Below are 25,739 nucleotides of genomic sequence, written 5' to 3'. Positions count from 1 at the left end.
CCGAATCCCGGGCGAACGAACCCCTAGCACAACCCTCGCCATTGCAGGAGCCATACACGCGCGTTAGAGTCTCTAACTAACGGCACTGCACATAACAGCCGGGCGGCCTTGGCGTGCCCGGCCGATGAGGGGATTCGACATGTCGCACACCCAGAGCAACCTCCACGTGGTCCTCGGCGCGGGCCCGGCGGGTTCGACCGTCGCAGCCGAGCTCGCCCGCCGCGGCCACCCGGTCCGGCTCGTCGACCGCTCCGGAACGGGCGCGGGGCCAGCGGGAGTCGACCGCGTGCGGGGTGACGTCGCGACCGCCGAGGGGGCGGCGGCGGCCGTCCGCGGCGCCGGGGTCGTCTACCACTGCGTCAACGTGGCCTACCAGCTCCAGGTCGAGGTCATGCCCCGGATCCAGCGGGCCGTGCTCGGCGCCGTGGAGGCGGAGGGCGCGCGCCTGGTCGTGCTGGACACGCTGTACCCGTACGGCGAGACCCACGGCGAGGTCATGACCGAGGAGACCCCGTGGCGCGCCACCACCCTCAAGGGCCGGATGCGGGCCGAGCTCGACGAGGCGTACCTGGCCGCACACCGCGAGGCGCGCGCTTCGGTCGTCCTCGGCCGGTCCGCCGACTTCGTCGGTCCCGGCGTCCTCAACTCGACGCTCGGCGCCGCCGTCTTCCCCGGGGCCCTGACCGGCTCCGAAGTGCTGACCCTGGGCGACATCGACCTGCCGCACAGCTACACCGACATCCGCTCGGTGGCCGCCGGGCTCGCCACCCTGGGCGAGAGGCCGCACGGCGACGGCCGCGTGTGGCACCTCCCCACCGCGCCCGCGCTCACCACCCGCGCGGTGCTGGCGATGATCGAGGAGCGCGTGGGGCGCCCCCTGAAGATCGTCACGCTCGACGAACCGCGCCCCTTCGGGCCGTTCGACCAGGTCTTCATGGACGCGTACGCCGAGATGTTCTACCAGCACACCGAGCCGCAAATCATGGACTCGGGCGCCTTCGAGGCCGCCTTCCGCACCCCGCCGACGACGATGGCCGACACGCTCGACGCCACCCTGGCCTGGTACCGCGGCCTCCTGGCCGAGCGCGCCTGACCGGACGCCGCCTCGGCCCCTGCTCGATTACTCGATGACTATCTCGAACGGGATGTTGCCGCGGGTCGCCTTGGAGTAGGGGCAGGCCGCGTGCGTGAGCTCGACGAGCTTCTCGCCGACCTCGCCTTCGAGGTGTCCGGGCAGCTCGACGCGCATGACCACGCCGATGCCGAAACCGCCGTCGGCGGGGTCCTTGCCGATGCCGACCTCGGCGGTCACCGAGACGTCCTTGACGTCGAGCTTCAGCTGGCGGGCGACGGAGCCCATCGCGCTGGCGAAGCAGGCCGCGTACCCGGCGGCGAAGAGCTGCTCCGGGTTGGTGCCCTGACCGTTGCCCCCGAGGGCCGCCGGGAAGGCGAGGGGCAGGTCGAGCCGGCCGTCGGAGCTGACGGTGCGGCCCTCGCGGCCGTTGGCGGTCGCCACCGCGGTGTAGAGCGCGTCCATGGGATCGGTTCCTCTCGTGTCCGTCCGTGCGGGGCCGGTGCGGCCTCCGTACGGGGAAGCCTCGGCTGCCCGGAAGCAACTCAAGCACACAATTAAGTTGTGCACAACTGAATGGTGCGCATGTTAGCCTGGGCGCATGGTGACCACGCCCCCCGCCCGCCCGCACGACGAGGACTATCTGCGGCTCGACCTCCAGCTCTGCTTCTCGCTGCACGCGGCCTCGCGCGCCTTCAACGGCGTCTACCGCACCCTGCTCAAGGACCTCGGGCTCACCTATCCGCAGTACCTCGTGATGCTGACGCTCTGGGAGCACGGCGAGCTGCCCGTCAAGGCCATCGGCGAGCGGCTGCGGCTCGACTCGGGGACGCTGTCGCCGCTGCTCAAGCGCCTCGAATCGGCGGGCTTCGTCGAGCGCCACCGCAGCCGCGCGGACGAGCGGTCCGTCACCATCCGCCTCACCGACCAGGGCACGGCGCTGCGCGAGCGCGCGCTGGCGGTACCGCACCACATCGCGCGGGCCGTCAACCTCCCCCCCAAGGACTTCCACACCCTGCGCACCCTGCTGGCCACCCTGACCGAGGGCCTCGACGCCGCGCAGACATCGCCCGCGCCCGCCGACGAGGCTGCCTGCGCCGAGGGGTGAGGAGCAGGGCCGGGCCCTGTCGGCGCCCGCGCACCCGTGACCCGCTGTCGGGGACCTGTCGCGCGTGCGGTAGGACTTGGTGGCGCGGGACGCACCAGCCAGCGAGCACGGGAGGCAGCACGTGTCACGTCCGATCACCATCGTCACAGGCGGCAGTCGGGGAATCGGGGCGGCGATCTGCGCCCGGCTGGCGGCCGACGGGCACGATCTCGCCGTCGGATACGTCAGCGACGGCGCGGCCGCCGAGGACGTGGCCGAGGCGGCCCGGGCGGCGGGGGCCCGCTGCGTGATCGTGCGGGCCGACACCTCCCAGGAGGCCGACGTGGAGCGGCTGTTCGACACGGCCGCCGCCGACCTCGGTCCGGTGACGGGCCTGGTCAACAACGCCGGTGTCACCGGCCCGCTCGGCCGGCTCGCGGACTCCCGCACCGAGGACCTGCGCCGCGTGGTCGACGTGAACCTCGTCGGCCTGCTGCTCTGCTGCCGCCGGGCCGCGCGCGACATGGCCGCGCACGGGGGTGGCGCCATCGTCAACATCTCCTCGGCGGCGGCCACGCTCGGCGCACCCGGCGACTACGTCCACTACGCCGCCTCCAAGGCGGCCGTCGACGCGCTCACCGTCGGCCTGTCCAAGGAGCTCGGCCAGGACGCCATCCGGGTCAACGCGGTCGCGCCCGGGATCATCGACACCGACATGCACGCCACGATGGGCGACCCCGAGCGCCCGGCCAGGATGGCCGGCGCCATCCCGCTCGGCCGCCCCGGGCAGGCGCCGGAGGTCGCCGCCGCCGTCGCGTGGCTGCTCTCTCCCGACGCCTCGTACACCACCGGCGCGGTCCTGAGGGTCTCCGGCGGCCGGTGACCCGGCCTCGACACCGTGCGCGTGCGGCCCGCATGCTGACCCTCAGGGAGGTGGGCGATGACCGGGGACCAGACGGCGGGGCCGTTCGAACCCGCCACCGGGGACGGGCCCTTGGTCCTGTCGGCAGCCCGCGAAGCCGCCGTGCGCACCGCCTTCGAGGGACTGCTGCACATCCGCCGGGTCCTCGACGCCACCGGCCCGGCGCGGTGGGAGCGGCTCCAGCCGGTGCGGGCGGTCGCGCTCACCCTGGAGGCGGCGGGCCTCGCACCGTCCGCCGTCGGGCCGGAGGGCGAACGGTGCGCGACCGGCTATCGGGTCAGCGCCTGTGAGCAGGCGACCGCGGTGCGCGTCGAGTGGCTGGGCCCGCCCGGCAGCGGCGCCGAGTACGCGGCGAACGAGTCGCTCCGGCGGTGCGCCGCCGCGCTGCGGCCGCTGGGGTGGGTGGCACTCGAATACCGGGGGCCACGTCGCCACCACTACCTCGAGGTCGAACCGGCCCGCTGAGACGGAGCCGGTTCGCGGACCCGTGCCGCTCCCGCTAAAGTCCCATGTCTGTTCGATTGTTCGGGGACTACGGGGGACGTGTGAGCGCACAACTACGGGACACGGCAGGTGAGTTGGGGGCGCTGCTGTGGCGGGAGCACACCCTGTACCGCGAACGCTCGGGCGGTGTCGTCATCCGCGGGACCCATGTCGAGCGCTGGATCAGCCTCTCCCCCACCGGCGGCCAGGACCAGGTGCTGATCCGCGCGGGCCGGATCCTCGACGGCGGAACCACCGCCCCGGCCCGCTCGGAAGCGGTGGCGAGCCTCGCCCTCGGCACCGCCGGACTCGCCGCCGTCTGCCGCAGGCTGCTCGCCGACACCGCGGCGGGCCCCGCTCCCCGGGAGGAGCGGCGACGATCCGGCAGAGTGGGGAAGGCGAAGGCGGCCGGGCGGACGAGGAGACCGGTGCGAGGCGGTCGCCACACCGGCCTCCTGTCCTGGCTGATCATCCTGGCCGTCGCCGCCGTCGTCGCCCTGTATGTGCGCAACCTGGCGGTCTGGCTCTGAGAGCCCGCGGGTGCGGGGCTCGGCCGGGCCCTTTCACACCGCTTCCGCCTCGATGATCGAGGGCAGCGACGGGGTGGGCAGGATGCGGTTGAGCCTGAATCCGGAGCGGGCGAGCAGGTCCTCGAACTCTGAGGCCGTCCGCTCCCGCCCCTTCACCAGCATCAACATGATGATGTCCAGCTCCACGGCGGGGTGGGCGGCCCCGTTGTCGGGCAGCACGGCGTCGATCACCAGGAGCCGCTTGCCCGGGCCCGCGGCCCTGCGGACCGCGCCCAGAATGCGCAGGCAGTCCTCGTCGTTCCAGTCGTGCAGGATGTGCTTCAGCACGTAGAGGTCGCCGCCGGCCGGCACCTCCGAGAAGAAGTCGCCGCCCGCCACGCTCCAGCGGCCGCGCACCTGCGGCACGTCGAGCAGATGGTCGGCCACGGTCTGCGGCTGGTCGAAGAGCACGCCGGTCAGGGCGGGTTCATGGCCGAGCACCGCCCGCAGGAACCCGCCCCGGCCGCCACCCACGTCGACCACGGTCCCGCTGCCGGGAAACGCGTAGCTCTCCGCGAGGAGTTCGGCGCCCCGGCCCGAGAGGGAGGCCATGCCCCGGTCGAACAACTCCTGGTCGGCGGGCGAGGCGGCGAGGTGGGTGAAGAACGGGACACCGTAGGCGACTTCGAAGGACGTCGTTCCGGTCCGCAGCGTGTCCGTGATCCCGGTGGCGGCCCGGCGGAACATCTCGCCCGTGGTCAACAGGGCCATCGAGTGCTGCGAGCCGGGCACGTCCGTCCGCAGCTGCTCGCCCGCCTCGGTCAGCGCGAAGGCGCCCTTCTCGTCCTGCGTGAAGAGCCCGTGCATCGCGAGCACGCGCAGGACGCGCCGCAGCGACTCCGCGTGCAGACCGGCGCTCGCGGCGAGTTCCTCGGCCGTGCGGGGGCCGTCGGCCAGGTGGTCGGGGATGCGGTGCACGGCCACCGCCCGGACGGACGCCGAGTACACATGGCCGTACAGCAGTTGGTTCAGCGGGGAGGGAGTGAAGGGGTCCATGGGGTCGATCGGTTGACCCGGGCTGGTCGACAACGGTCCGCTCCTGTCGTCACGGGACGTCTGCCTCCGTCACCGCAGAGGCTCACCTTCTAATCGTGGCAGCGCGCCTCGCGCGAAGGCGGTCTTTCGCGGGGGCCCGGGGGCGTCAAGGCGCCTTCAGGACACGGAACGCCCCGACGGCGGCGCTCTGTGGGTCCGGTCCCGACGTCGTCGGCGCCCACCTGCTACAAAGGGCTCCCACCCGCTTCAAGCACCCCGAGGACGGCGCCATGAAGGCCGACACACTGGACCGGCTCGGCGCCGGTAAGTACCTGCTCGTCACCACCTACAAGAAGGACGGCACGGGCGTAGCGACGCCCGTGTGGGTCGTGCGGGACGGCGACGCCCTGCTGATCTGGACGGTGGCCGACTCCTGGAAGGTCAAGCGCATCCGCAACCGGCCCGAGGTGCTGGCCGGGCCATGCGACGTGCGCGGCAACCCCACCGGCGAGCAGCACCCGGCCACGGCGGTGATCTGCGACGCCGCCGCCACCGACGCCTGCCGGGCGCTGCTGCGCAAGAAGTACGGATTCCTCGGACGGCTCACCCTGCTCGGCAGCCGGCTGCGGCGCGGCACGAGCGGAACGGTGGCCGTCCGGATCACCCTCGACGACTGAGCGTCTCCTTACGGTCCGGACACCAGGTTGGCCACATTGCTCGCGGAGTTGGAGGGGCCCGCGCGGTTGTTGATGACATGGCTGATGGTGCCGGTGCCTCCGAGGGAGACCGTCACCATGTCGTGGAAGCGGACCCCGGGGGCGGTGGGTGCCTCGAAGGCCCGGTCGGCCACCACCGACGGGTCGGCGCTGAAGTAGCAGTAGCTGCCGAGACCCCAGGCCTCGTGGCTGGTCACACCGTCGGCGACCTTGTACGCGTCGTAGCCGCGCGTCGAGCCGTTCATCCACGCCGCCTGGCCGGGCGGGTCGTAGGGCATCTCGTTCTGGAAGAAGTAGGTGCGGCCGCCGTTTCCGTTCCAGATGACCTGGTGCTGCTGGTAGTGCTCGACGAACAGGCCGTACATCGTGACGTCCGTGCCGTTGACGACCAGCCCGTTGGCGGCGGTGTTGCTGGTCCATCCGACGCCGCTGCCGTGGTCGGCGCGCCACAGCCACAGGTGGTCGCCGATGACGTCCGAGCTGTTGACGACGAGGCTCTGGGTGGCCCTGCCGACACCGGCTCCGCCGACGCGGAAGAACACGTCGTGCAGCGAGGTGGGGTCGGCGCCGTGCCGGGCGGACGCGCCGGACTGGCCGACCCGCATCAAGGTCTGCGAGTTGACGGGGCCCGCGTCGATGAGGAGACCGGCGATGTTCACGCCGTCGACGTCGGCCACGTCCATGGCGGTGATGCCGTTGTCCGGGACGAGGGTGGCGAGTCCGAGGCCGAGCACCACGGTGTCCGCCCGGGTGACGTTCAGGGTCTGGTCGAGGTGGTAGACGCCGGGTGTGAACAGCAGGTTCTTGCCTTGGGCGAGTGCCTGGTTGATGTCGGTGGCGGTGGCGCCCGGCTTCACGACGAAGAAGGAGTCGATCCCGAGGGAGCTGCCCGGCCCGCTGCCCCCGGACCAGGTCGTGCCCTGGGTGTTGGTGCGCGGGGCGGGCACGAACACCTGGTAGGCGCCCGCGCCGTCCACGTACAGGAAGGGCTTCTCGCGGGTCACGGGTGACTGGGCGACCGTGGTGTAGGGCGGGTTGGGGAAGGTGTTGGCGGGGGCGTTGACGTCGCCGACGAACACCATGTTCCAGTTGGCGCCGCTCCAGCTTCCCCACTGGGTGTTGCGCGAGAGCCACTGCTGCTGCGAGCCGGAGCGCACCTGACCGTCGATCTTCGAATCGGCGATGAACCCGCCGCTCGACCAGCCTCCGTCGTCGAGCTGGAGATCGCCGTGTACGTGCATGCGGCGGTAGGGGGACGCTTGCGAGACGGCCCAACGGTCGCTGCCACCGGTGGGGTTGACGGACAGGTTCTCGGCGGAGCGCCAGAAGTTCTGCGTCGCGTTGCCCTGGAACCAGTCGGCTTCGGCGTGGACGGCCCCGTTGATGGTGACGTCGTCCGGCGAGAGGCCGAGCCCGGCGACCTGGGTGTAGAAGCCGACGTTGGCGTCGGCGCTGTAGGTGCCCGGCTTGAAGAGCAGGGCATAGCGCTGGGCGCCGAACTGGTTCTTCTCCTGCTGGGCGAAGACCTGGTTGAGCCGGGCCTGGATGGCCGAGGCGGACATCGAAGGGTCGAAGACGGTGACGTTCGGCCCGAAGTCCGGTGTCCCGGACGGGGGTTGGGGGCCGTTCGCCGCGTCCAGACCGAACGACTGGGCCGCCGTTCCGTTGCAGGCGTACTGCTGGAGGCGGGCGCCGTCGGCCGTGGAGGCACCCGGCACGTCCAGGCACTTGCCGCTGTTGCGGTTGACGAAGTGGTAGGTGCCGCCCGCCTCTTGGACCGGCAGCCACTGCTGGTTGGCGCCACCGCCGTACGACCACAGCTGGACCGGCGCGGAGTCCGCGGTGGAGACGTCCGTGACGTCCCACGCCTTGCTCGGGTCGTTGCGGTTGTTCACCCGCACATAGCCGTCGGCGGTCGGCTGGAACTGCCACTGCTGTGCGGTGGTCGCGTTGCAGGCGTACTCCTGGACCGCCGTGCCGTCGGCGGTCTGGGCGGCGGCAGCGTCCACGCACTTGCCGCTGTGCCGGGCCGCCACGGTGACCCACCCCGTGGGCAGGGTGGCGGCCCGCGCCGCGGGGGCGAGCGCGGTCGCGGAGACGAGGGAGGCGAGCAGGGCGCCCAGAGCGAGCAGCGGGGTGGGCCGGGTGCCGCGGCGCGCGGCTCGTGGGGAGGTGGGGGTACTTCTCATACGTCTCTCCTGTACCGCGTGGTGCACGGGGTAAGTGGGGGGTGTACGGGAGGAGTTACGAGGTGGCGCGGGCGTCAACAGGGACGCGAGGGGTTCACGGCTTACTTCAAGGTGTGAAGTTATGAGGCCCCGGCGGACCCGTCAAGAGTTCAGGTAGAGAAGAAGTCCGGGTGCGCGAGGTGGACGGCTGGTAGCTTGACGCGTCCGGAAAAAGCGTCGCAAGGGGACGATCAGCAGTGCACAGGTTGTCGCGTACCACCGCCCTCGTCGCCGTGGGGCTCGCCGCCACCCTCCTCACCTCGGGGTGCAGCAGTGGCGGCACGGACCGGGCGTCCGACAAGCCGTCGGCCAAGACGCCCGCGACGGGCGGGACGCCGTCCGCCTCAACTCCCGCTCAGGGCAAGGAAAAGGGCACCCCGCCCGCGTCCGGGCCCGCGGCCGGAGGCATCGACGGCGACTGGGTGGCCGTCACCCAGGGCAAGCCGGTCGCCCTGGTCATCAAGGGCAAGAACGCCTCCGTGCTCGGCGAGCACCTCTGCAACGGAACGACGAGCAGCGCCGCCGGTACGGCGACGCTGCATCTGAAGTGCCCGGACGGCAACACCGCGCGCACGAAGGGCACGGCCAAGCTCAACGGGGCAACGCTGGAGGTCAGTTGGGCTGGATTCGGCAAGGACGAGTTCACCCGGAACAAGACGTCCCGATAACTCCCCGCCCTCTCCGCCCCGTTCACGCATCGACGAACTGGACCTCCCCGGTCACCGCGTCGGCGTCGAAGTCCCCGTGCGCGGGACGGGTGCCCAGCGCCCGGTCCAGGTCCCGCCACAAGTCCTCGGCGTCCTCCAGGCCGACCGACATGCGCAGCAGCCGCTCGCTGACACCGGCCGAGGCACGGTCGTCCTGCGGCACGATGCGGTGGCTGATCGAGGCCGGGTGCTGGATGAGGGTGTCGACGCTGCCGAGGCTGACGGCCGGGGTGATCAGACGCACCCGGGCGATCACGTCGTGCGGGTCGGTGAGCGTCTCGAAGGCCACCATGGCGCCCCCCACCTTCGGGTAGTGGACGCGCAGCACGCGCGGGTCGGCGGCCAGGCGTGCGGCGAGTGAGGCGGCGGTCGCGGAGGCCGCGCGCACCCGGACCGGCAGCGTCGCGAGTCCGCGCAGCAGCAGGTAGCCGGCGAGCGGGTGCAGCACGCCGCCGGTGGCGAAGCGGATCTGGCGCAGCCGCCGGGCGAAGGCCTCGTCGCAGGCGACGACTCCGCCGAGCACGTCCCCGTGGCCGCCGAGGTACTTGGTCGCGCTGTGCAGCACGAGACGGGCGCCGCTGCGGGCGGGGCGCTGGAGGACCGGGGTGGCGAAGGTGTTGTCGACGAGCAGCGGCACCGTGCCGCAGGCGTCGGCGAGCGCCTTGAGGTCCACCTCGGCGAGGGTCGGGTTGGCCGGGCTCTCCACCATGACCAGCGCCGTGTCCGGACGGATCGCGTCCGCGACGCCCTCCGGGTCGGCCCAGGTGACCTCGCTGCCGAGGAGCCCGGCCGTCAGCAGATGGTCGCTGCATCCGTAGAGGGGGCGGACGGCCACGACGTGGCGCAGGCCGGTGGCGTGCTGGGCGAGCAGGACGGCGGACAGGGCCGCCATGCCGCTGGCGAAGGCGACGGCCGCCTCGGTGTCCTCCAGGCGGGCCAGGGCCGTCTCGAAGCGGGCGACGGTCGGATTGCCGAGCCGGCCGTAGACCGGCGGCCCCTCGGGCGCCTCGCCGGTGGCGGCGAAGGCGTCGATGCGGGCGGCCTCGGCCCTGCTGTCGTACGAGGGGTAGGTGGTCGACAGGTCGATCGGCGGGGCGTGCAGACCGAGGGCGGCGAGGTCTTCGCGGCCCGCGTGCACGGCGAGGGTGTCCACGGCTCTGGCGTCCACATGCGTGGTGTCGGCGTCCATGCGTCCACTGTGAACAGGTGCCGGGCCCCGGGAGCCGTACCCCGTGTTACGTTCGGGCCATGGCCGAATCCGTCGTACTGGACCCGGTGGATCTGCACATTCTGCGCCTTCTGCAGAACGATGCCCGCACGACCTACCGCGATCTCGCCGCCGAGGTCGGGGTGGCGCCCTCCACCTGCCTGGACCGCGTGGCCCGGCTGCGCCGGACCGGGGTGATCCTGGGCTATCAGCTGCGGGTGGATCCGGCCAAGCTGGGCCGGGGACTCCAGGCGCTGCTTTCGGTGCAGGTGCGGCCGCACCGGCGCGATCTGATCGGTCCGTTCGTGGAGCGGGTCAGGGCGCTGCCGGAGTCCCGGTCGCTGTTCCATCTCACCGGGCCCGACGACTATCTGGTGCATGTGACCGTCGCGGACACCGCCGACCTCCAGCGGCTCGTCCTGGACGAGTTCACCTCGCGGCCCGAGGTCGCGCGGGTGGAGACCCGGCTCATCTTCCAGCAGTGGGACTGCGGCCCGCTGCTCCCTCCCGCCTAGCCCCGGTTCCGGGCCCCTGTGCCGGGGCCCGGAACCGGTCGGCGGGCCTCAGCGCGCGTCGGCCTTCAGGAGGTCGGCGCACTTCTCGCCGATCGCCATGGTGGTGATGCACGGGTTGACCGTGACGAGCTCCGGCATGATCGAGCCGTCGCACACCCGCAGCCCGTCGATGCCCTTGACCCGCAGGCGGGCGTCGACCGGCGCCATGGCGTCGTCGTCGGCACCCATCTTCACCGTGGACGCCGGGTGGTAGACGGTGTTGTGGGTCTTGCGGATGTAGTCGAGCAGCTCGTCGTCGGTCCGCACGTCCGGGCCCGGCGCGAGCTCGGCACCCGCCCAGCCGCTCAGGGCGGGCTGCGCCGCGATCTCGCGCGCCAGCTTCAGGCCGTACGTCATGACCCGCTCGTCGTGCTCGTGCGTGAAGTAGCGGGGGTCGACCATCGGCTTGTCGCGGTAGTCGCGGGTGCGCAGCCGCACGGTGCCGCGCGACTTGGCCTGCGTCACGTTGGGGGTGAGGCAGAAGGCGTTCTCGGTGGTCGGGTAGCCGTAGCGCGCGGTGTTCATGTCGAACGGCACCTGGCCGTAGTGGAACATCAGGTCGGGGCGTTCCAGGCCGGGCTCGGTGTCGGCGAAGATGCCGATCTCCCACCACTGGGTGGACGCCGTCGTCATGGGCTGCTTGGCCTCCCACATGATGACGCCCTCGGGGTGGTCCTGGAGGTTCTCGCCGACACCGGGGGCGTCCACCAGGACGTCCACGCCCACCTCGCGCAGGTGGGCGGCCGGGCCGATGCCCGACAGCATGAGCAGCTTGGGGGTGTCGATCGAGCCGCAGGACACGATGACCTCGCGCCGCGCGGTGACCGTGCGGGTGTGGATGAGGTCCGGGTCGAGGTACTCGGCGCCGGTGCAGCGGCGGTTCCCGTCGATGATCAGCTTCTTGGCGCGCACCCCGGTGCGCACGACGAGGTTGGGCCGCTGGTCCATCACGGGGTGGAGGTAGGCCACCGAGGACGACTGGCGGATGTTGTTCTCGTCGGAGTTGATCTGGAACCAGTTGGCGCCCCGGATCACTGTCTTGCCGTCGTTGAACTGCGTGGTCGGGATGCCCTGTTGGGCACAGGCCTCCAGCAGGGCGGCGCCGCACGGGTCGGACGACTTGACGTTGCGTATCTTCACCGGGCCGCTGCGGCCGTGGTGGTCGCCCGGTGCGTCGTTGGTCTCCAGGCGCTGGTACAGCGGGAAGATGTCGGCCGCGCCCCAGCCCGAACAGCCCGCCGCCTCCCAGGCGTTGAGGTCCTCGGCCGGCGCCCAGAAGGCGATGCAGGAGTTGTGCGAGGAGCAGCCGCCGAGCACCTTGGCGCGGGCGTGCCGCATGAAGCTGTTGCCGTGGGTCTGCGGCTCGACCGGGTAGTCCCAGTCGTAGCCGGACTCGAGCAGGCCCATCCAGCGGTCGAGCTTGAGGACGTTGTCGTCGCCGACGTCGGAGGGTCCGGCCTCCAGGACGCACACCGTCACCGAGGGGTCCTCGCTGAGCCGGGCCGCGACCACGTTGCCCGCCGTGCCGCCGCCGACCACGACGTAGTCGAACTCCTCGGTGCGGACGGGGGATTCAGTGGGCTGTGTGGACATGGGTCTCTGACTCACTTTCGGTTTCCGATGCGGCATGGCTCGCGAGGACGCCGGTGCGGTGGCGCTGGACGAACCAGTAGTAGGCGAAGCCTCCGAGCAGGACGGCTCCGACGAAGAGGAAGGCGCCCCAGCGCAGGTACCAGTGGTAGGGCGCGGTGGCGTTGTAGACCTCGGCGCGCGGCCAGGCGAGGTTGAGGGTCATCGCGCCGCCCCACAGCACGCCGAGGATGTTCACCGGCAGGCCCCAGCGGCCGAGCGAGAACTTGCCGTCGCCGGCCGGGGTCCACTTGCCGCGCAGCCGTGCGATCAGCATGGGCGCGGTGACGAGCAGATAGGCGACGTAGATCATGATGATGCCGATGCTGGTGACCACCGAGAAGATCTGCGGCTGGCGGATGTTCACCAGGAGGATCACCAGGGCCAGGACGCCGATGACGACGGCGGGCAGCACGGGGGTCTTGAAGCGCGGGCTGACCTTGGCCATGAGCGAGGCGGCGGGCAGGTTGTTGTCCCGGGACATCGCGAAGGCGAGGCGGATGGCAGCGGTGTGCACGGCGAGCGCGCACACGGTGACCGCGATCAGGACGCACCAGAGCATCAGCTTGCCGCCGGTGTCGCCGAGCACGTCGAGCACCACGTACTGGAGGCCGTCGCTGGTGATGCCCTTGCCGTCGAGGCTGCTGACGCTCATCAGCGCAAGGATCAGGATCAGCCCGCCCAGCACGAACGAGGCGAGCAGGGCGCGCAGGATCGCGCGGGGGGCGTTGCGGGACGGGTCGACGGACTCCTCGCCGAGGGAGGCCGCCGTGTCGAAGCCGTACATCACATAGGCGGAGGCGAGCGCCGCGGTGAGGAAGGCGCCCATGTAGCCGAAGCTGCCGCTGCCGCCGTGGCCGTGGGTGTCGAGGACGACGGAGGGGCCGCGCACCACGTGGACGGCGAACAGCACGATCAGGACGACGGTGGCGACCAGTTCGAGGAAGACGCCCGCCGTGTTGATGCGGGCCATCAGCTTGACGCCGAACGCGTTGACCAGGGTGGTGAACAGGATCAGCACCGCGGCGAGGATCACGGCGTTGGTGGCGACGTCGTAGGTGCCGGTGCCGTCGCCGACGATCTGGAACACCTTGGAGATCTGCGGCAGGGTCGCCTGGTAGGCGAGCGACACCGCGGCGATCGACACGATCGAGGCGATCAGCATCATCCAGCCGGCCAGCCAGCCCACGTGCGGGCCGCCGAGCTTCTTGGCCCAGTTGTAGACCGAGCCCGCGACCGGGTACTTGGCGGCGAGTTCGGCGAAGCACAGCGCGACCATCAGCTGGCCGACGAAGACCAGCGGCCAGGACCACCAGTAGGCGGGGCCGCCGAAGCCGAAGCCGAAGTAGAACAGCTGGAAGGTGCCGGTGAGGATCGAGATGTAGCTGATGCCTGCGGCGAAGGTGTGGAAGTTCCCGAGCGTGCGTTTGAGTTCGGGTCTGTAGCCGAACTCCCGGAGCTCGGCGTCATCCTTTGTCATGCTCATGACCAGACTCCAAGTAGGCAGGGATTCAGGAGGGGCACGGGGCGGTGACCGGCCGCCCGCGGGGAGCGGCCGGTCAGGAGGTCAGCGGCTCAGCTCTCGAACCACCGCTGGGGTTTGGGGGCGGTGTTGCGCCAGATGTGCTTGGTCTCCTGGTACTCGGCCAGGCCCGCGGGTCCGAGTTCGCGTCCCGTGCCGGACTGCTTGTAGCCGCCCCATTCGGCCTGCGGGACGTACGGGTGGAAGTCGTTGATCCACACGGTGCCGAGCCGCAGCCCGGCGGCCACGCGGCGGGCCCTCGCCTCGTCGGTGGTCCACACCGCGCCGGCCAGGCCGTAGACCGTGTCGTTGGCCAGGCGTACCGCCTCGTCCTCGTCGGCGAAGCGCTCGACGGTCAGGACCGGCCCGAAGGACTCGTCCCGCACCACGCTCATGCCGGCCCGGCACTCGTCCAGGATGGTCGGCGGGTAGTAGTAACCGTCCTCCAGCCCGGGCGAGTCGGGCCGCTCGCCGCCGCAGCGCAGCACGGCGCCCTCGGCGAGGCCGGCGGCGACGTACGCCTCGACCTTGTCGCGGTGGGCGGCCGAGATCAGCGGGCCCGTCTCGGCCCGCTCGTCGAAGGGGCCGCCGAGCCGGATGAGCCGGGCGCGGCGCACGAGTTCATCCACGAAGCGGTCGTGCAGCGCGTCCTCGACCAGGAGCCGGGTGCCGGCCGAGCAGACCTGGCCGGAGTGCAGGAACACGGCGGTCAGCGCGTTGTCCACGGCCGCGTCGAAGCTCGCCTCGTCACGGGCCGCGTCGGCGAAGACGATGTTGGGGTTCTTGCCGCCGAGTTCGAGGGCGACCTTCTTCACGGTGGGCGCGGCCGCGGCCATGATGCGCCGGCCGGTCACGAGCCCCCCGGTGAAGGAGACGAGGTCGACGTCCGGGTGCTCGGCGAGCGGAGCGCCCGCCTCGGGGCCCGCGCCGAGCACCAGGTTGGCGACGCCCGCCGGAAGTCCCGCCTCGTCGAGGAGCTTCATGAGGTGGATGGCGGTGTGCGGGGTCAGCTCGCTCGGCTTCAGGACGAAGGTGTTGCCGGCCCCGATCGCCGGGGCGACCTTCCAGGCGGTCTGGAGCAGCGGGTAGTTCCACGGCGTGATCAGCCCGCAGACACCGATCGGCTCCTGGACGACCCGGCTGTCGACGACCGGGTTGCCGGTCTCGACGACGCGCCCGGCGCCCTCGGAGGCGACGAGGGTCGCGAAGTAACGGAAGCAGTTCGCGATGTCGTCCATGTCGTAGCGGGACTCGACGATCCGCTTGCCGGTGTCCAGGGACTCGGCCCGCGCGAGCGCCTCCTTGTCGCGCACGAGCAGGTCGGCCACGCGCAGCAGGAGCGCCCCGCGCTCGGCCGGTGCCGTCCTCGGCCACGGGCCGTGGTCGAAGGCGGTACGGGCCGCGGCGATGGCGGCGGCGGTGTCCTTGGGACCCGCCTCGTCGACGGTGGCGACCAGGGTGCCGTCGGCGGGACACCGGATCTCCCGGGTCCGCCCGTCGACGGCGGCGGTCCACTGGCCGTCGATGAAGAGCTCGGGCATGGTTCGGATCCTCCGATGGGTGCTGGGACAGGGCCAACACCGCCCCTGCCCCGGCATGCGGGGAACATGCCGAAAAAATCACCCGAAGTGACGGGCCTCACTTTCCGTGTTCCTCGCAGGTCAGGGCGGTGCACTCGGTCACGTTCGGTCACTCTTGGTGGACTCCGGACACTCGGGTGCCGCTGCGCGTACGGAATGTGAGACCACCCTGCCGCTCCGGGTCCCCTTGTGCATACTGGCGCGTCGGCAAGTGATCACATCCAATCCCCGCGGGAGCAGCCATGGTTGACCGGGCCACCAGCACAAGGGCCGCGTTCAGGACGGTCGTCGAAGTCGGTCCGGACGCCCTCGACCAGGTGCGGGCCGCCGAGGCCGTTCTCCAGGAGGCCATCGCCCCGGCCGCCGCCGGGGCGTTCGACTTCGCCGCCGTACGGTCGGCGGCGCGGGGCCTGCCGAACAGCTCCGTCGTCAAGATCATCCCTGGTTTCGGCCTCCAGGAGACCGCTCCGCTCCAGGTCATGGTCCTCACGCTCCGGCAGGCGGTGCGCCAGGCCCTGGTCGAGCCGTTCGGGAACCCGGCGTTCTGGGCCAAGGCCGAGGCGGCACTGACCGAGGTGTTCCTCCGTCTCGGTGAGCAGGAAGGGGCGGCGCACCTCACCTTCCAGGACGCCGCGGACGGCACCCGGTACTTCTACAACCTCCTCTTCGCGCTCCAGGACGAGGAGACCGCGGGACACCTCCACGTCGTCGCGTTCCGCGTCGACGTGAGCGTGGCCGCGGACCGGGCGGAGCTCCGGTCGCTGGGCGCCGAGGACACCGCGGCGGTCACGATCCGCCTCGACGCGATCAGCGTGCGACAGGAGCTTGCCCGTTCGGTCTGACGGCGTGCGGCGTCACACGGGAAGCGACCACGCCTGATTGGCCTGGTGGTCGCCGCACGTCCAGGTGTCGAGCTTGGTGCCGCTCGCCGCTCCGCCGCCGTACACGTCGAGGCAGAGCCCCGACCCGGCGTTGACCAGCGTGCCGTCCTGGTCGGTGGTCCACCGCTGGGCGTCGCCGCCGGTGCAGGCCGACAGGGTGGCCGCGCTTCCGGCCGAGGTGCCGCTCGCGGTCAGGCACTTGCCGAGCGCCCGTACGGTGTCGTCGCCGGGCAGCGTCCAGCGCTGGTTGGCGTTGCCGGTGCAGTTGTAGAGGATCACCGGCGTGCCGTCGGCCGTGCCGCTGTTGGACACGTCCACGCACTTGGCCCCGTTGCCGGTGATCTGCCCGGTGGGCACGGCGTCGTCGCAGCCGCTGCCCGGGGTGAGCCGCCAGATCGCGGTGCCGTGGGCCGCGACGGTCGCGGTCAGCGCGGTGGAGGTGGTCGAACTCGCCCCGCTCCACAGGTCCTTGGCGCGCACCGTGCAGCCGGGCAGGCCGATCGAGGCGAGGCTGGTGGTGACCTTGCGCGCCGACGAGGACCGGTTGAGGACGGCGACGGCCCGGTCGCCGTTTGCCAGCGGGCGGGCGAGGACGTCGGTGGTGCCGTTGGTGGCGACCACCCCGGCCTGCCGGCCGAGGCTGTCCTGGTCGACGGCGATGAGCCCCGTGTTGCCGAGGGCCGCGAGCCCGGCCGGGCTGAGGGCCGCCACGTCGGAGGAGAGGATCAGCGGGGCGGCCATCATCGACCAGAGCGCCACCTGGCTGCGCGACTCGTCGGCGGTCAGGCCGGGGGCACCGGCCAGCACGAAGTCGGGGTCGTTCCAGTGGCCGGGCCCGGCGTAGCGGCCGATCCAGCGGTTGTAGCCGTAGTTGGTGAGCACGCTCGACCAGCGGCTCGCATCGGGTTTGGTCGGGTCGTACGTGGCGATGTCATAGCCCTCGCGCCAGAGCTGGCCGTCCTTGCCCACCCAGGAGAGCACCGAGAACCAGCCCGGGTTGCCCCATTCTCCGCTCTGGAAGTAGGCGGGCGCCGATTCGGAGAAGACGATGTCCCGGCCGGCGTCCGCCAGGGCCGCGGCCTCGGCGTCGTACGCCTGGCGGTAGGCCTGCTCCTTGGTCTGGCCGGGGGCGACGTACAGGTTGCAGCCGTCCAGCTTGAGGTAGTCCACGCCCCACGAGGCGAAGGTGGCCGCGTCCCGCGCAAAGTGGTCGGCGCCGCCTTGCTGGGGCTGCCCGCTGCCGGGGTAGCCGCCGCACGTGCTGGAGCCCGCGTCCTCGTAGATGCCGAAGCGCAGACCTCGCTCGTGCAGATAGGAACCGAGCCAGGCCATGCCGTGCGGGAACCGCGCCGGGTCCGCGACGAGTTCGCCCGCGCTGTCGCGGCTCTTGGCCATCCAGCAGTCGTCCACGGTCAGTGTGGTGTAACCCTTGGCGGCGAGGCCCGAGGAGACCAGGGCGTCCGCGTTGTGCACGACGGTCTGTTCACTGATGTCGCACATGTAGTGCGCCCAGTTGTTCCAGCCCATCGGCGGAGTGGCGGCCAGGGGGGCGCTCCGGACCGGGGCCGCGGGCCGCGCGGGGGCCGGGGCGGCCGAGGCCCCGACCGCGGTCAGCGGGACGGCCAGGAGGGCCGCGACCACGGCGGCGAGTCTCCGGCGGCGCGTGGGAAGTGACGGCACGACAGATTCCTTCCTGGCCCGGCGGGTTGGGGCCCGGGCGGGATGCGTAGGAGGGCAGGGGAAGGTGTCGATCCCGCCGGCACGAGCCTGCCGGAGGGCACCCGCCAGTGCAGTACTGATGCTCGTATCTGTCAATGGCTCCCATCGAACGAGCAGGAACAAGCATCCGCCGCGGCCCGCACCGAGCCCTGCATTGCCACGGCGTGTCCGTGCACGGGGCGCCCGAGCGGCTCCGGCGACTCCGGACGCGCTTGCGCAGGCAGGACCCTCGAACAACTCAACTGCCGCACAGCACAACGGACTTGCCTGCCCGCTAGGGCGCGACCAGGCCCGCCTCGTGGGCGAGCAGACCCGCTTGGGTGCGATTGGCGCATTCCAGTTTGTCGAGCGTGCGCGACACATAGCCCTTGACGGTGGCCTCCGACAGATGGAGGCGGGCCGCGATCCGCGCGTTGGACAGCCCCTCCCCCAGGCCCGCCAGCACCTCGGTCTCCCGCTCGGTCAGCAGGGCGACGCGTTCGCGCGCCCGGTCGCGGGCCGACAGGCCGTCGGTCGAGGCCGCGATCAGCCGCCGGGCCGCCGCGGGCGACAGCACGGTGTGCCCTTCGGCTGCCACCCGGACCAGCCCGATGAGGTCCTCCGGCGGGGTGGATTTCACCAGGAATCCCAGCGCCCCGGCGCGCAGGGCGCGCAGCACGTACTGGTCGGCGTCGAAGGTCGTGAGCACCACGATCGGCGGCGCGTCGCCGCGCCGGGCGAGCCGCTCGATGGCGGTGATCCCGTCCATGCCCGGCATGCGCAGATCCATCAGGACGACGTCGGGCCGGTGCCGCAGCACCGCCTCGACCCCCGCCGCCCCGTCGTGTGCCTCGGCCACGACCTCGATGTCGTCGGCGGAGCCGAGGATGGTGCGGAGGAATCCGCACACCATCGGCTCGTCGTCCACCACCACCACGCGCACCACAGCTCTCACCCCACCGATTCCGCTGTCGGTACGTAGGCGGGCAGCACGGCCTCGACGCAGAACCCGCCGTCCGGTTCCGGCCCGGCCCGCAGGCTGCCGTGCACGAGCTCGATGCGGCGGCGGAGCCCCGCGATGCCCAGCCCCGAACCGGTGCGCGCCAGCTCGCTGTTGGGCCGGCCGGTCGGCCGGGTGTTGCGCACCGCGACCCGCACCTGGGTCTCCTCGTAGGCGACGCGTACGGTGACGCGCGCGCCCGGGGCGTGCTTGTGGACGTTGGTCAGCGCCTCGCGCACCACGCGGTACGCGGTGCGTCCCACGACCGGCGAGGCCAGCGAACGGTCACCCCGCTCGACGAGTTCGGCCGGTACGCCCGCCGTCGTCGACTCGGCGACCAGCGCGGCGAAGCCGTCGAGCGACGGCGTCCGGTCCCCCTCCGGCGCCGTGCGCAGGATGCCGATCAGGTCGCGCAGTTCCTCAAGGGCCTGGCAGCCGGCCGAGCGCAGTTCCTCCGCCGCCCTGCGGGTCGGCTCGTCGGACGCGGTGACGCGCAGCGCGCCCGCCTGGAGCACCATCAGGCTGACGCGGTGGGTCACCACGTCGTGCATCTCCCCGGCCAGCCGGGCGCGTTCCTCGGTACGGGCCCGCTCGGCGAGCAGGTACCGCTCGCGCTCGGCCCGCTCGGCGCGCTCGGTCAGGGCGCACACCAGCCGCCTGCGCGCGTCGAAGTACAGGGCGAGCAGGGGGCCGACGGCCGTGCGCAGCAGGCCGACGGTGATGACGGTGACGGACGGCTCCCAGGGGCGCGCGATGACGAGGGTGAACAGGCCGAGCGCGAGCAGCGCCCGGCGCCGGTTGCGGGGGTTCTTCCCGTGGAAGAGGGGGCCGTAGGCCGCGAGCGCGGTCGAGAACGGCGCCCAGACGTTCTGAGGGGACGCGGGGGTCAGGGCGTGCAGAGGCGAGATGAGCAGGGTGACGGCGAGCGTGAACGCGCCAAGGAGGGCCACCCCCGTCAGCGGGGCACGCCTGCGGACCACCACCGAGAGACAGGCGAGCGTCTGCACCCCGAGCATGGCCCAGGCAAGGGCGCCGGGCCGCGCGGGCCACCAGGTGGCGCCGACCAGTGTCAGCACACCGTCGCCCACGGCGAAGCAGACGGCGATCGCCGCGTCCACGGCGAGCGGATGCCGACGGTGCCAGAGTCCGTCACTCATGCCGCTCACGGTAGGACATGACCGCGCGGAGGTCGCCGGGAAGCAGACGTTCGGCCCGGCACACCCTACGAAAGTCGCATGCCGCCGGGCACGGCCCTCCTTTCGTCGGCTCAGGAACCGACCGGACACCCTGCCGCGCGGGGCCCGCGCCGCGGTGGAATCGATCCATGGAAACCGACCACGACAGGCTTGCCGCCGCACCCGCCGTCGGGCGCTACACCCTCGACCCGGACGGCTCGACCCTCTCCTTCAGGACCCGCCACGTCTTCGGCCTCCTGCCGGTGCGCGGCAGTTTCGCGATCCGGTCCGCGACCGTCGAGATGGCCGAACCGCTCGACGCCTCGGCCGTCCGCGCCGAGATCGACCCGGCGAGCTTCCGCACGGGCAACCGGCGCCGGGACGCCGCCATACGCTCGGCGCGCTTCCTGGACGTCGCCCGCCACCCGCTCATCACCTTCACCGCGGACCGCCTGGACGGGACGACGCTGCCCGGCACGCTCACGGTGTGCGGGGTCGCCCGGCAGGTCAGCCTGACCGTCGAGGAGTGCGCCGCGACAGCCGGGGAGTTCACCACCCGTGCCACGGCCCGGGTCGACCGGACCGCGTTCGGCGTGAGCGCCTCCCCCGGCATGGCCGGGCGCCACCTCGACGTGACGGTGCGCGTGCGCTGCGTACGCCGGTGACGATCCCCTCTCCTCCGGCTCCCGCACCCGATCGCGGGCCGGAGGGCACCGAACGGGCCGGGTCGTGCCGCCCGGGAGCGGCCCCTGCGGTCCGCCGGGGCCGCAGGGTCGCCTTCCCGGGGCGGCCGAACCGGCCCGGTCCGAAATCGGTCGCGCTGACCTGGGGCTTCTGGCAAGGTCCGGTCCGTGATCGACAGCGACTCCATCAAGATCAGCACTCTCGCCGAGCGGCCGGAACTGGCCGCCCGGATCTACGACCTCCATGACACGTGGCCCGAGTTCATAGCCCGGGACCTGGTGGGCTACGCCCTGCTCGACCGGGTACCGGAGGAGTTCCCGCAGTACTGCGTGGTGGCCACGGAGGATGACCGGGTGATCGCCCGGGGGTTCAGCGTCCCCTTCAACGCGGCGCTGGACGGCCGCGAGGAGATGCCGGACCGGGGCTGGGACCAGGTGCTGGCGTGGGCCTTCGAGGACCTGCGGCGCGGGCGGGCCGCGACGGTCGCGAGCGCGCTGGAGATCACCATCGACCGCGACCGGCTCGGGCGCGGCCTGTCCCCCCGCATGCTGGCGGCGATGCGCGAGGCCGCCCGGCTCCAGGGGCTGGGCGCGCTGGTGGCGCCGGTGCGTCCGACGGCCAAGCACCTCCAGCCGCGGCTGCCCATGTCCGCCTATATGCGTCAGGTCCGGGACGAGGACGGGCTGCCCGCCGATCCGTGGCTGCGGGTCCACGTCCGGGCGGGCGGCACCATCGAGAAGGCGGCCGCCGCGTCCATGACGGTCAGCGGGACGCTCGCCGAATGGCGCCGGTGGACCCGCCTCCCCTTCGACCGGGACGGCGAGGTCGAGGTCCCGGCCGGCCTGGTCCCGGTGCACTGTGACACCCGTCACGATCGCGCGAGCTACGTCGAACCCAACGTCTGGGTACGCCACGGTCTGCGACCCTGAAGTGAGGGCACACGAGGGGGTGGCCGGGCCGCGCGGAGCGGGAACGCTCCGCGACCGGCGGTGACGGATCTGTCACTTGCACAAGATTTGTAAGACAAATCCGGAACCCTTTGGTCACTCCTGCCCATCACGTCTGGTGAACGAACAGGCATGCCCTTGGGCCACAGAACCATCCGGAGCGATCGCAATGACCAACCCCCGCCACGGGGCCTATCAGTCTCAGGGCCACCGCCGGGCCAGCCGCGCCAAGCGCTGGATACTCGGCGTGGTCACGCTCGTCGTGCTCGGCCTGATCGCGTGGCCGGTCCTGAACTACTTCGACGTCTTCTCCGACAAGGGTGACGCGATCAGCTTCGGGCAGGACGGCGGGGCCGGCGGCGACAAGCCGGGCGGTGGGGGGAAGCCGGCCGACTCCAAGGTCCTCATGCCGACCGGCCCGGAGGCCAAGTTCACGGTGGCGGGCACCGTCCCCGAGAACGACACCAAGATCGCCGTGACCACCCTGGAGGGCAAGAAGTCCGGCTTCAAGGGCAAGGTCTGGGTCTGGGTCCCGCCGGAGTACAAGGACCCGAAATACGCCCAGAGCGGCTTCCCCGTCATGGTCGCGCTGCCCGGCGGCGCCGGCTACCCGATGAACTACTGGATGGGCACGGACCTCAAGCTGGAGGCGAGCATCTCCCAGTGGTCCAAGGAGGGCAAGAGCCTCCCGTTCATCCTCGCGATGCCGGTCCTCAACCCGAAGCCGGACACGGGCGGCCTGTACTGGGACGCGAGTGACATCCCGGGCCAGCCGAAGATGGGCACCTGGCTCACCGAGGACGTCCCCGACCTCATCAAGGCCAACTTCCGTACGATCAAGTCGCGTGACGGCTGGGCCTTCATGGGCTCCTCCACCGGCGGCTTCGCCGGCCTCAAGAGCGTGCTGCAGAAGCCGAACCAGTTCAAGGCCGTCATCGCCTCCGGTCCCGACATCGTCCCCGACTCCCGCCTGTGGGCCGGGCACGACAAGGAGAAGGCGGAGAACAACCCGAAGCTGCTCGCCCAGAAGCTGATCGACACGAAGGGCCCGGACGTCTACCTCGCCTTCCAGGTCGGCACCGCGGGCTCGGACGCCCAGGCGAAGCCGAAGATCGAGGACTTCGTGCAGAAGTACACCAAGGGCCCCATCAAGACGAAGCTCAGCGTCATCCAGGGCGGCGACCACAACGCCAAGACGTATGTGCCGAACATGGCCAACGGCGGCCTCATCCAGTGGATCAGCGAGCACATGCAGGGCCCCGAGCCCGCCTCCTGATCCGCGCTCCTCGCACCGTCGAGCCCCCGTCGTCCGGCGCTGCCGGGTGCCGGGGGCTCGCGCGTATCCGGCGTCCTTCGGATGCAGGAATGCGGTGGACACCGCGCGGAGCCCCCGGTGAACCGGGCCGGCCGGAACTACCGTTCGTTGGACAGGTCGTGGACCCAGGCCACCGGGCGTCTGGGCCGCGGTACGAACGGAGGAGCGGGCGTGGGGAATTCAGCGGTCGGCGCGGACGGCAACCCCCAGACCGACGGCGAGGAGCCGGGAGAACCACGCAGCGCGGGAAGCAGACACCGCTCCTTCTGGAAGGAGCTGCCGATCCTCATCGGCGTCGCGCTGGTCCTCGCGCTCCTCATCAAGACGTTTCTGGTGCAGGCGTTCTCCATTCCGTCCGACTCCATGCAGAACACGCTGCGGCCCGGAGACCGCGTCCTCGTCGACAAGCTGACGCCCTGGTTCGGCTCCGAGCCGTCCCGCGGCGAGGTCGTCGTCTTCCACGACCCGGCCGGGTGGCTCTCGGGCGAGCCCCATGCGAACCCGAACGTGGTGCAGAAGGTGCTGTCGTTCATCGGCATCATGCCCTCGTCCAACGAGCAGGACCTCATCAAGCGGGTCATCGGGGTCGCGGGCGACACCGTGGAGTGCAAGGGCACCGGCCCGGTGAAGGTCAACGGCAAGCCGCTCGTCGAGCCCTACGTCCGGCCCGACAGCACGCCCTGCACGGTGGACGATCAGGGAGGTCAGTTCAAGGTGACCGTGCCCCCGGGCACGATGTGGGTGATGGGCGACAACCGGCGCAACTCGGCGGACTCCCGCTACCACCAGGCGGACAAGAACCACGGATTCGTCCCGGTCGACGACGCCGTGGGCCGCGCGTTCGCGATCGCCTGGCCCGTCTCCCGCTGGGCGACGCTGCCCGTCCCCGACACCTTCGACCAGTCCGGGATCAACACGGCGGCCGCCCTCGCGCCCGGGGCGCTCGCCCTCACGGGCACGGCGCCCGTCGTGCTGTGGCGACGTCGGCGCGGGGACGGCGGCGACGTCTGACCCTGCGGCCCGGCATTCAGCGGGCCGAAGGCGCTGACGGCGGGACGGCCCGCTGCGGGGAGGCGCCGCGCGACGGCGCCTCGTTCACCGGGCCCCGCGCGGCCTTCGAGGGGGTCGGCGAGGGCGCCTCGGGCGACGACTTCGGGCGGCGGGCGGACGGTGGACGGGGCGGGCGGGGTGACGGCCGGACGCTGGGCTCCTCGGACGCGGAGGGCGTCGTCGTCGGCGGCGGCTGGACCGGGCCCGGCGAGTTGGCCGGCAGCGGGCGCTGATCGGACCCGCCGGAGGAGAGCGTGACGTAACCGACCGCCACGGCGGCGGCCGTGGCGAGCCCGGCCAGCGGCAGTGCGAACCGGCGCAGCCGCAGCCCGGCCCACGGGGTGCGGTGCGAAGGGGACCCCGGCGGGTCGGCGGGCCGCAGATCGGCGGGGGTGATGCTGTCGGCCCGGGCGGCCAGCGCGGCGCGCAGCCTCCTCTCGACCGGCCGCCCCTGCGTTTCGGGGCTCCAGTGGCCGCTCATGCCCGTGCCTCCAGGATCTTCTCCAGCGAGTCGAGGGCGCGGCTCGCGATCGACTTCACCGAGCCCCGGCTGATGCCGAGGGTCGCCGCGATCTCCGCCTCCGTGAGCTCGCTCCAGTACCGCAGGACCAGCACCTCGCGGCGGCGTACCGTCAACTGCCCCAGCGCGGCGAGCACTTCGCGGTGCTCCTCGTCGAGGACGACGCGTTCCTCCGCGGAGGGGGCGTCGGGTTCGTGGGGCGGGGTGTAGCCGCGGGCCGTGCGGCGCCTGCGCAGCACGGAGCGCGAGGCGTTGACGACGGCGGTGCGCAGATAGGCCAGCGCGTTGTCGATCTCGTCGATGCGCTCACCATGGCGCCGGTAGAGCGCGGTGAACGCGTCCTGGACGACGTCCTCGGCGGTGGCCCGGTCATCGACCAGCATCACGGCCAGACGCACCATCTTGAGACGGTGCGCGTGGTAGAGCTCGCCGACCGTCGGCGGCGCCGGGGGCTCGGGCGGATCAGCGAACCGGCTCCGGCCGGTCCCGCGCGGGAGCGCACGGGTGTCGCGGAACGCCATGCGGCCCCGGCGCAGCAGCCCGCGCCACCAGGGCGCGAGCGGGCTCGGGGCGAAGGGGGACAACTGCGGTACGGCGATGTGCTCCATCGGTTCCTCGGTGCGCGGGCGTGGCCCCGCCCTGGTCCTGGACGGGGCCGTGGGTGCCTCAGTGCTGTTGCCGCCGCCGCACGGCGAAGACGGTTCCGGCGCCCGCGAGGATCAGCGCGCCGGCTCCGGCGCCCATCACCGCGTTGGTCGTGGACGACCCAGTATGTGCCAGCTCCTTCTGGTCCGAGGGGGCGGGTTCGGCGGCCGGGGCGCCGGTGCCCGCCGACGGGCGGGGCGCGGCCCCGCTCCCGGCTTCCACGCTCGGGACGGCGCTGGGCGCGGCCCCGCTTTCCGCTCCCCTGCTCGGGACGGCGCTGGGCGCGGCCTGCGGCTGGGCAGGCTGCTCGCCGTCGAGCGCGCGCTTGACCGGCGACGAGGGAGAGCCCGGCGCGGCCGCCTTGGCCGGGCCCGCGGGCCGCGGCCGGGCGCTCGGCCCGTCGGCGTGGGCCGTACCGGCGAGCGCGGGCACGGCGAGGGCGAGGAGCAGGCCGGTCGTCGCGGCGGCCCCGGCGAGACGTCGGGGGCCGCGGGACGCGGGGCGGGCGGGACGGTGCTGGGGGATGGTCACGTTGTGCTTCTCCACGGTCGGCGAGGCGGCGCGGAAACGCGC

General features: G+C 72.1%; 26 protein-coding genes. 13 read left to right on the top strand and 13 right to left on the bottom strand.

Going from position 1 to position 25,739, the window contains the following annotated elements; genetic code table 11:
* The first annotated feature begins 139 nt into the window (after positions 1 to 139).
* The gene (locus AC07F3_RS20085) at positions 140 to 1,093 is read left to right on the top strand and encodes an NAD-dependent epimerase/dehydratase family protein (protein WP_479115815.1); all 954 of its coding nucleotides are present in this window, start codon (positions 140 to 142) and stop codon (positions 1,091 to 1,093) included.
* A gap of 27 nt (positions 1,094 to 1,120) precedes the next feature.
* Here the strand turns inward: AC07F3_RS20085 and AC07F3_RS20080 are convergent, their stop codons facing one another.
* Entirely contained in the window at positions 1,121 to 1,537 is a 417-nt protein-coding gene (locus tag AC07F3_RS20080; RefSeq protein ID WP_479115814.1) for an organic hydroperoxide resistance protein, read from the bottom strand.
* A gap of 136 nt (positions 1,538 to 1,673) precedes the next feature.
* Between AC07F3_RS20080 and AC07F3_RS20075 the strand changes: the two genes are divergently transcribed.
* The 4 genes from AC07F3_RS20075 (at position 1,674) to AC07F3_RS20060 (ending at position 4,094) form a co-directional block, all read left to right on the top strand.
* The gene (locus AC07F3_RS20075; RefSeq protein WP_479115813.1) at positions 1,674 to 2,180 is read left to right on the top strand and encodes a MarR family winged helix-turn-helix transcriptional regulator; all 507 of its coding nucleotides are present in this window, start codon (positions 1,674 to 1,676) and stop codon (positions 2,178 to 2,180) included.
* A 121-nt stretch (positions 2,181 to 2,301) separates the two neighbouring features.
* Positions 2,302 to 3,042 (top strand): SDR family NAD(P)-dependent oxidoreductase, encoded by a 741-nt coding sequence (locus AC07F3_RS20070; RefSeq protein ID WP_479115812.1) that lies wholly within the window; start codon positions 2,302 to 2,304, stop codon positions 3,040 to 3,042.
* 57 nt (positions 3,043 to 3,099) lie between these two features.
* Positions 3,100 to 3,546 (top strand): hypothetical protein, encoded by a 447-nt coding sequence (locus tag AC07F3_RS20065; RefSeq protein WP_479115811.1) that lies wholly within the window; start codon positions 3,100 to 3,102, stop codon positions 3,544 to 3,546.
* Between the two features lie 44 nt (positions 3,547 to 3,590).
* Complete coding sequence (locus AC07F3_RS20060) at positions 3,591 to 4,094, top strand: hypothetical protein (RefSeq protein WP_479115810.1); 504 nt, start codon at positions 3,591 to 3,593, stop codon at positions 4,092 to 4,094.
* 33 nt (positions 4,095 to 4,127) lie between these two features.
* On the opposite strand, the gene AC07F3_RS20055 is transcribed toward AC07F3_RS20060, so the two are convergent.
* A complete protein-coding gene (locus tag AC07F3_RS20055) occupies positions 4,128 to 5,162 on the bottom strand; it encodes a methyltransferase (protein WP_479115809.1) in 1,035 nt (344 codons plus the stop codon).
* A 236-nt stretch (positions 5,163 to 5,398) separates the two neighbouring features.
* Between AC07F3_RS20055 and AC07F3_RS20050 the strand changes: the two genes are divergently transcribed.
* Positions 5,399 to 5,785 carry a PPOX class F420-dependent oxidoreductase gene (locus AC07F3_RS20050; RefSeq protein ID WP_479115808.1) on the top strand — a complete coding sequence of 129 codons (387 nt, stop codon included), beginning with the start codon at positions 5,399 to 5,401 and terminating at the stop codon, positions 5,783 to 5,785.
* 8 nt (positions 5,786 to 5,793) lie between these two features.
* On the opposite strand, the gene AC07F3_RS20045 is transcribed toward AC07F3_RS20050, so the two are convergent.
* Positions 5,794 to 8,013 carry an RICIN domain-containing protein gene (locus tag AC07F3_RS20045; protein WP_479115807.1) on the bottom strand — a complete coding sequence of 740 codons (2,220 nt, stop codon included), beginning with the start codon at positions 8,011 to 8,013 and terminating at the stop codon, positions 5,794 to 5,796.
* Positions 8,014 to 8,249: 236 nt separating this feature from the next.
* Between AC07F3_RS20045 and AC07F3_RS20040 the strand changes: the two genes are divergently transcribed.
* Complete coding sequence (locus tag AC07F3_RS20040; protein WP_479115806.1) at positions 8,250 to 8,720, top strand: ARID/BRIGHT DNA-binding domain-containing protein; 471 nt, start codon at positions 8,250 to 8,252, stop codon at positions 8,718 to 8,720.
* A gap of 22 nt (positions 8,721 to 8,742) precedes the next feature.
* Here AC07F3_RS20040 and AC07F3_RS20035 read toward each other — a convergent pair whose 3' ends face one another.
* Positions 8,743 to 9,948 (bottom strand): trans-sulfuration enzyme family protein, encoded by a 1,206-nt coding sequence (locus AC07F3_RS20035; protein WP_479115805.1) that lies wholly within the window; start codon positions 9,946 to 9,948, stop codon positions 8,743 to 8,745.
* Positions 9,949 to 10,007: 59 nt separating this feature from the next.
* On the opposite strand from AC07F3_RS20035, the gene AC07F3_RS20030 reads away from it, so the two are divergent.
* The gene (locus AC07F3_RS20030; protein ID WP_189960324.1) at positions 10,008 to 10,481 is read left to right on the top strand and encodes an Lrp/AsnC family transcriptional regulator; all 474 of its coding nucleotides are present in this window, start codon (positions 10,008 to 10,010) and stop codon (positions 10,479 to 10,481) included.
* A 48-nt stretch (positions 10,482 to 10,529) separates the two neighbouring features.
* Here the strand turns inward: AC07F3_RS20030 and AC07F3_RS20025 are convergent, their stop codons facing one another.
* From AC07F3_RS20025 to AC07F3_RS20015, 3 genes are all read right to left on the bottom strand, one after another.
* Positions 10,530 to 12,113, bottom strand: a complete 1,584-nt coding sequence (locus AC07F3_RS20025) for a GMC family oxidoreductase (RefSeq protein WP_479115804.1) — start codon at positions 12,111 to 12,113, stop codon at positions 10,530 to 10,532.
* Entirely contained in the window at positions 12,094 to 13,635 is a 1,542-nt protein-coding gene (locus AC07F3_RS20020; protein WP_479115803.1) for an APC family permease, read from the bottom strand. The genes AC07F3_RS20025 and AC07F3_RS20020 overlap by 20 nt, the downstream gene beginning before the upstream one ends.
* An 89-nt stretch (positions 13,636 to 13,724) precedes the next feature.
* Positions 13,725 to 15,212 (bottom strand): aldehyde dehydrogenase family protein, encoded by a 1,488-nt coding sequence (locus AC07F3_RS20015; protein ID WP_479115802.1) that lies wholly within the window; start codon positions 15,210 to 15,212, stop codon positions 13,725 to 13,727.
* 281 nt (positions 15,213 to 15,493) lie between these two features.
* On the opposite strand from AC07F3_RS20015, the gene AC07F3_RS20010 reads away from it, so the two are divergent.
* Positions 15,494 to 16,093, top strand: coding sequence for a Type-2Aa cytolytic delta-endotoxin (locus AC07F3_RS20010; protein ID WP_479115801.1), 600 nt, complete (start codon positions 15,494 to 15,496; stop codon positions 16,091 to 16,093).
* A 12-nt stretch (positions 16,094 to 16,105) separates the two neighbouring features.
* On the opposite strand, the gene AC07F3_RS20005 is transcribed toward AC07F3_RS20010, so the two are convergent.
* The 3 genes from AC07F3_RS20005 to AC07F3_RS19995 all read right to left on the bottom strand — a co-directional run bounded on the left by AC07F3_RS20005 (position 16,106) and on the right by AC07F3_RS19995 (position 19,987).
* Positions 16,106 to 17,812 carry a ricin-type beta-trefoil lectin domain protein gene (locus tag AC07F3_RS20005; RefSeq protein ID WP_479115800.1) on the bottom strand — a complete coding sequence of 569 codons (1,707 nt, stop codon included), beginning with the start codon at positions 17,810 to 17,812 and terminating at the stop codon, positions 16,106 to 16,108.
* A gap of 313 nt (positions 17,813 to 18,125) precedes the next feature.
* Positions 18,126 to 18,776, bottom strand: coding sequence for a response regulator (locus AC07F3_RS20000; protein ID WP_479115868.1), 651 nt, complete (start codon positions 18,774 to 18,776; stop codon positions 18,126 to 18,128).
* A gap of 5 nt (positions 18,777 to 18,781) precedes the next feature.
* A complete protein-coding gene (locus AC07F3_RS19995; RefSeq protein ID WP_479115799.1) occupies positions 18,782 to 19,987 on the bottom strand; it encodes a sensor histidine kinase in 1,206 nt (401 codons plus the stop codon).
* 167 nt (positions 19,988 to 20,154) lie between these two features.
* Between AC07F3_RS19995 and AC07F3_RS19990 the strand changes: the two genes are divergently transcribed.
* The 4 genes from AC07F3_RS19990 (at position 20,155) to lepB (ending at position 23,962) form a co-directional block, all read left to right on the top strand.
* Positions 20,155 to 20,670, top strand: a complete 516-nt coding sequence (locus AC07F3_RS19990; protein ID WP_479115798.1) for a YceI family protein — start codon at positions 20,155 to 20,157, stop codon at positions 20,668 to 20,670.
* 186 nt (positions 20,671 to 20,856) lie between these two features.
* Positions 20,857 to 21,618, top strand: coding sequence for an N-acetyltransferase (locus tag AC07F3_RS19985; protein WP_479115797.1), 762 nt, complete (start codon positions 20,857 to 20,859; stop codon positions 21,616 to 21,618).
* A gap of 187 nt (positions 21,619 to 21,805) precedes the next feature.
* Positions 21,806 to 22,912 carry an alpha/beta hydrolase gene (locus tag AC07F3_RS19980; RefSeq protein ID WP_479115796.1) on the top strand — a complete coding sequence of 369 codons (1,107 nt, stop codon included), beginning with the start codon at positions 21,806 to 21,808 and terminating at the stop codon, positions 22,910 to 22,912.
* 81 nt (positions 22,913 to 22,993) lie between these two features.
* Entirely contained in the window at positions 22,994 to 23,962 is a 969-nt protein-coding gene (gene lepB, locus AC07F3_RS19975) for a signal peptidase I (RefSeq protein WP_479115795.1), read from the top strand.
* 16 nt (positions 23,963 to 23,978) lie between these two features.
* Here the strand turns inward: lepB and AC07F3_RS19970 are convergent, their stop codons facing one another.
* Genes AC07F3_RS19970 through AC07F3_RS19960 form a run of 3 tightly spaced genes read right to left on the bottom strand, consistent with a single transcriptional unit; the run spans position 23,979 to position 25,697 of the window.
* Positions 23,979 to 24,482: a hypothetical protein gene (locus tag AC07F3_RS19970; RefSeq protein ID WP_479115794.1), complete on the bottom strand. Its 504-nt coding sequence runs from the start codon at positions 24,480 to 24,482 to the stop codon at positions 23,979 to 23,981.
* On the bottom strand, positions 24,479 to 25,129 hold the full coding sequence (locus tag AC07F3_RS19965; RefSeq protein ID WP_479115793.1) for an RNA polymerase sigma factor: 651 nt from the start codon (positions 25,127 to 25,129) through the stop codon (positions 24,479 to 24,481). The genes AC07F3_RS19970 and AC07F3_RS19965 overlap by 4 nt, the downstream gene beginning before the upstream one ends.
* Before the next feature lie 58 nt (positions 25,130 to 25,187).
* Positions 25,188 to 25,697: an LPXTG cell wall anchor domain-containing protein gene (locus tag AC07F3_RS19960; RefSeq protein WP_479115792.1), complete on the bottom strand. Its 510-nt coding sequence runs from the start codon at positions 25,695 to 25,697 to the stop codon at positions 25,188 to 25,190.
* Between the last annotated feature and the right edge of the window lie 42 nt (positions 25,698 to 25,739).

Source organism: Streptomyces sp. NPDC045846, assembly GCF_056431605.1.
Note: the sequence above shows the minus strand (reverse complement) of the source record. Positions and strands in the feature narration are given on the sequence as shown.

Bases quoted from the DNA above. Each gene is read 5' to 3' on its own strand.
- AC07F3_RS20060 (WP_479115810.1), top strand. From the start codon at position 3,591: ATGTCTGTTCGATTGTTCGGGGACTACGGGGGACGTGTGAGCGCACAA.
- AC07F3_RS20080 (WP_479115814.1), bottom strand. From the start codon at position 1,537: ATGGACGCGCTCTACACCGCGGTGGCGACCGCCAACGGCCGCGAGGGC.
- AC07F3_RS20050 (WP_479115808.1), top strand. From the start codon at position 5,399: ATGAAGGCCGACACACTGGACCGGCTCGGCGCCGGTAAGTACCTGCTC.
- AC07F3_RS20035 (WP_479115805.1), bottom strand. From the start codon at position 9,948: ATGGACGCCGACACCACGCATGTGGACGCCAGAGCCGTGGACACCCTC.
- lepB (WP_479115795.1), top strand. From the start codon at position 22,994: ATGCAGGAATGCGGTGGACACCGCGCGGAGCCCCCGGTGAACCGGGCC.
- AC07F3_RS19990 (WP_479115798.1), top strand. From the start codon at position 20,155: ATGGAAACCGACCACGACAGGCTTGCCGCCGCACCCGCCGTCGGGCGC.
- AC07F3_RS19995 (WP_479115799.1), bottom strand. From the start codon at position 19,987: ATGAGTGACGGACTCTGGCACCGTCGGCATCCGCTCGCCGTGGACGCG.
- AC07F3_RS20015 (WP_479115802.1), bottom strand. From the start codon at position 15,212: ATGCCCGAGCTCTTCATCGACGGCCAGTGGACCGCCGCCGTCGACGGG.
- AC07F3_RS20085 (WP_479115815.1), top strand. From the start codon at position 140: ATGTCGCACACCCAGAGCAACCTCCACGTGGTCCTCGGCGCGGGCCCG.
- AC07F3_RS19965 (WP_479115793.1), bottom strand. From the start codon at position 25,129: ATGGAGCACATCGCCGTACCGCAGTTGTCCCCCTTCGCCCCGAGCCCG.
- AC07F3_RS20025 (WP_479115804.1), bottom strand. From the start codon at position 12,113: ATGTCCACACAGCCCACTGAATCCCCCGTCCGCACCGAGGAGTTCGAC.
- AC07F3_RS20010 (WP_479115801.1), top strand. From the start codon at position 15,494: ATGGTTGACCGGGCCACCAGCACAAGGGCCGCGTTCAGGACGGTCGTC.
- AC07F3_RS20075 (WP_479115813.1), top strand. From the start codon at position 1,674: ATGGTGACCACGCCCCCCGCCCGCCCGCACGACGAGGACTATCTGCGG.
- AC07F3_RS19970 (WP_479115794.1), bottom strand. From the start codon at position 24,482: ATGAGCGGCCACTGGAGCCCCGAAACGCAGGGGCGGCCGGTCGAGAGG.
- AC07F3_RS19980 (WP_479115796.1), top strand. From the start codon at position 21,806: ATGACCAACCCCCGCCACGGGGCCTATCAGTCTCAGGGCCACCGCCGG.
- AC07F3_RS20065 (WP_479115811.1), top strand. From the start codon at position 3,100: ATGACCGGGGACCAGACGGCGGGGCCGTTCGAACCCGCCACCGGGGAC.
- AC07F3_RS20020 (WP_479115803.1), bottom strand. From the start codon at position 13,635: ATGAGCATGACAAAGGATGACGCCGAGCTCCGGGAGTTCGGCTACAGA.
- AC07F3_RS20030 (WP_189960324.1), top strand. From the start codon at position 10,008: ATGGCCGAATCCGTCGTACTGGACCCGGTGGATCTGCACATTCTGCGC.
- AC07F3_RS20045 (WP_479115807.1), bottom strand. From the start codon at position 8,013: ATGAGAAGTACCCCCACCTCCCCACGAGCCGCGCGCCGCGGCACCCGG.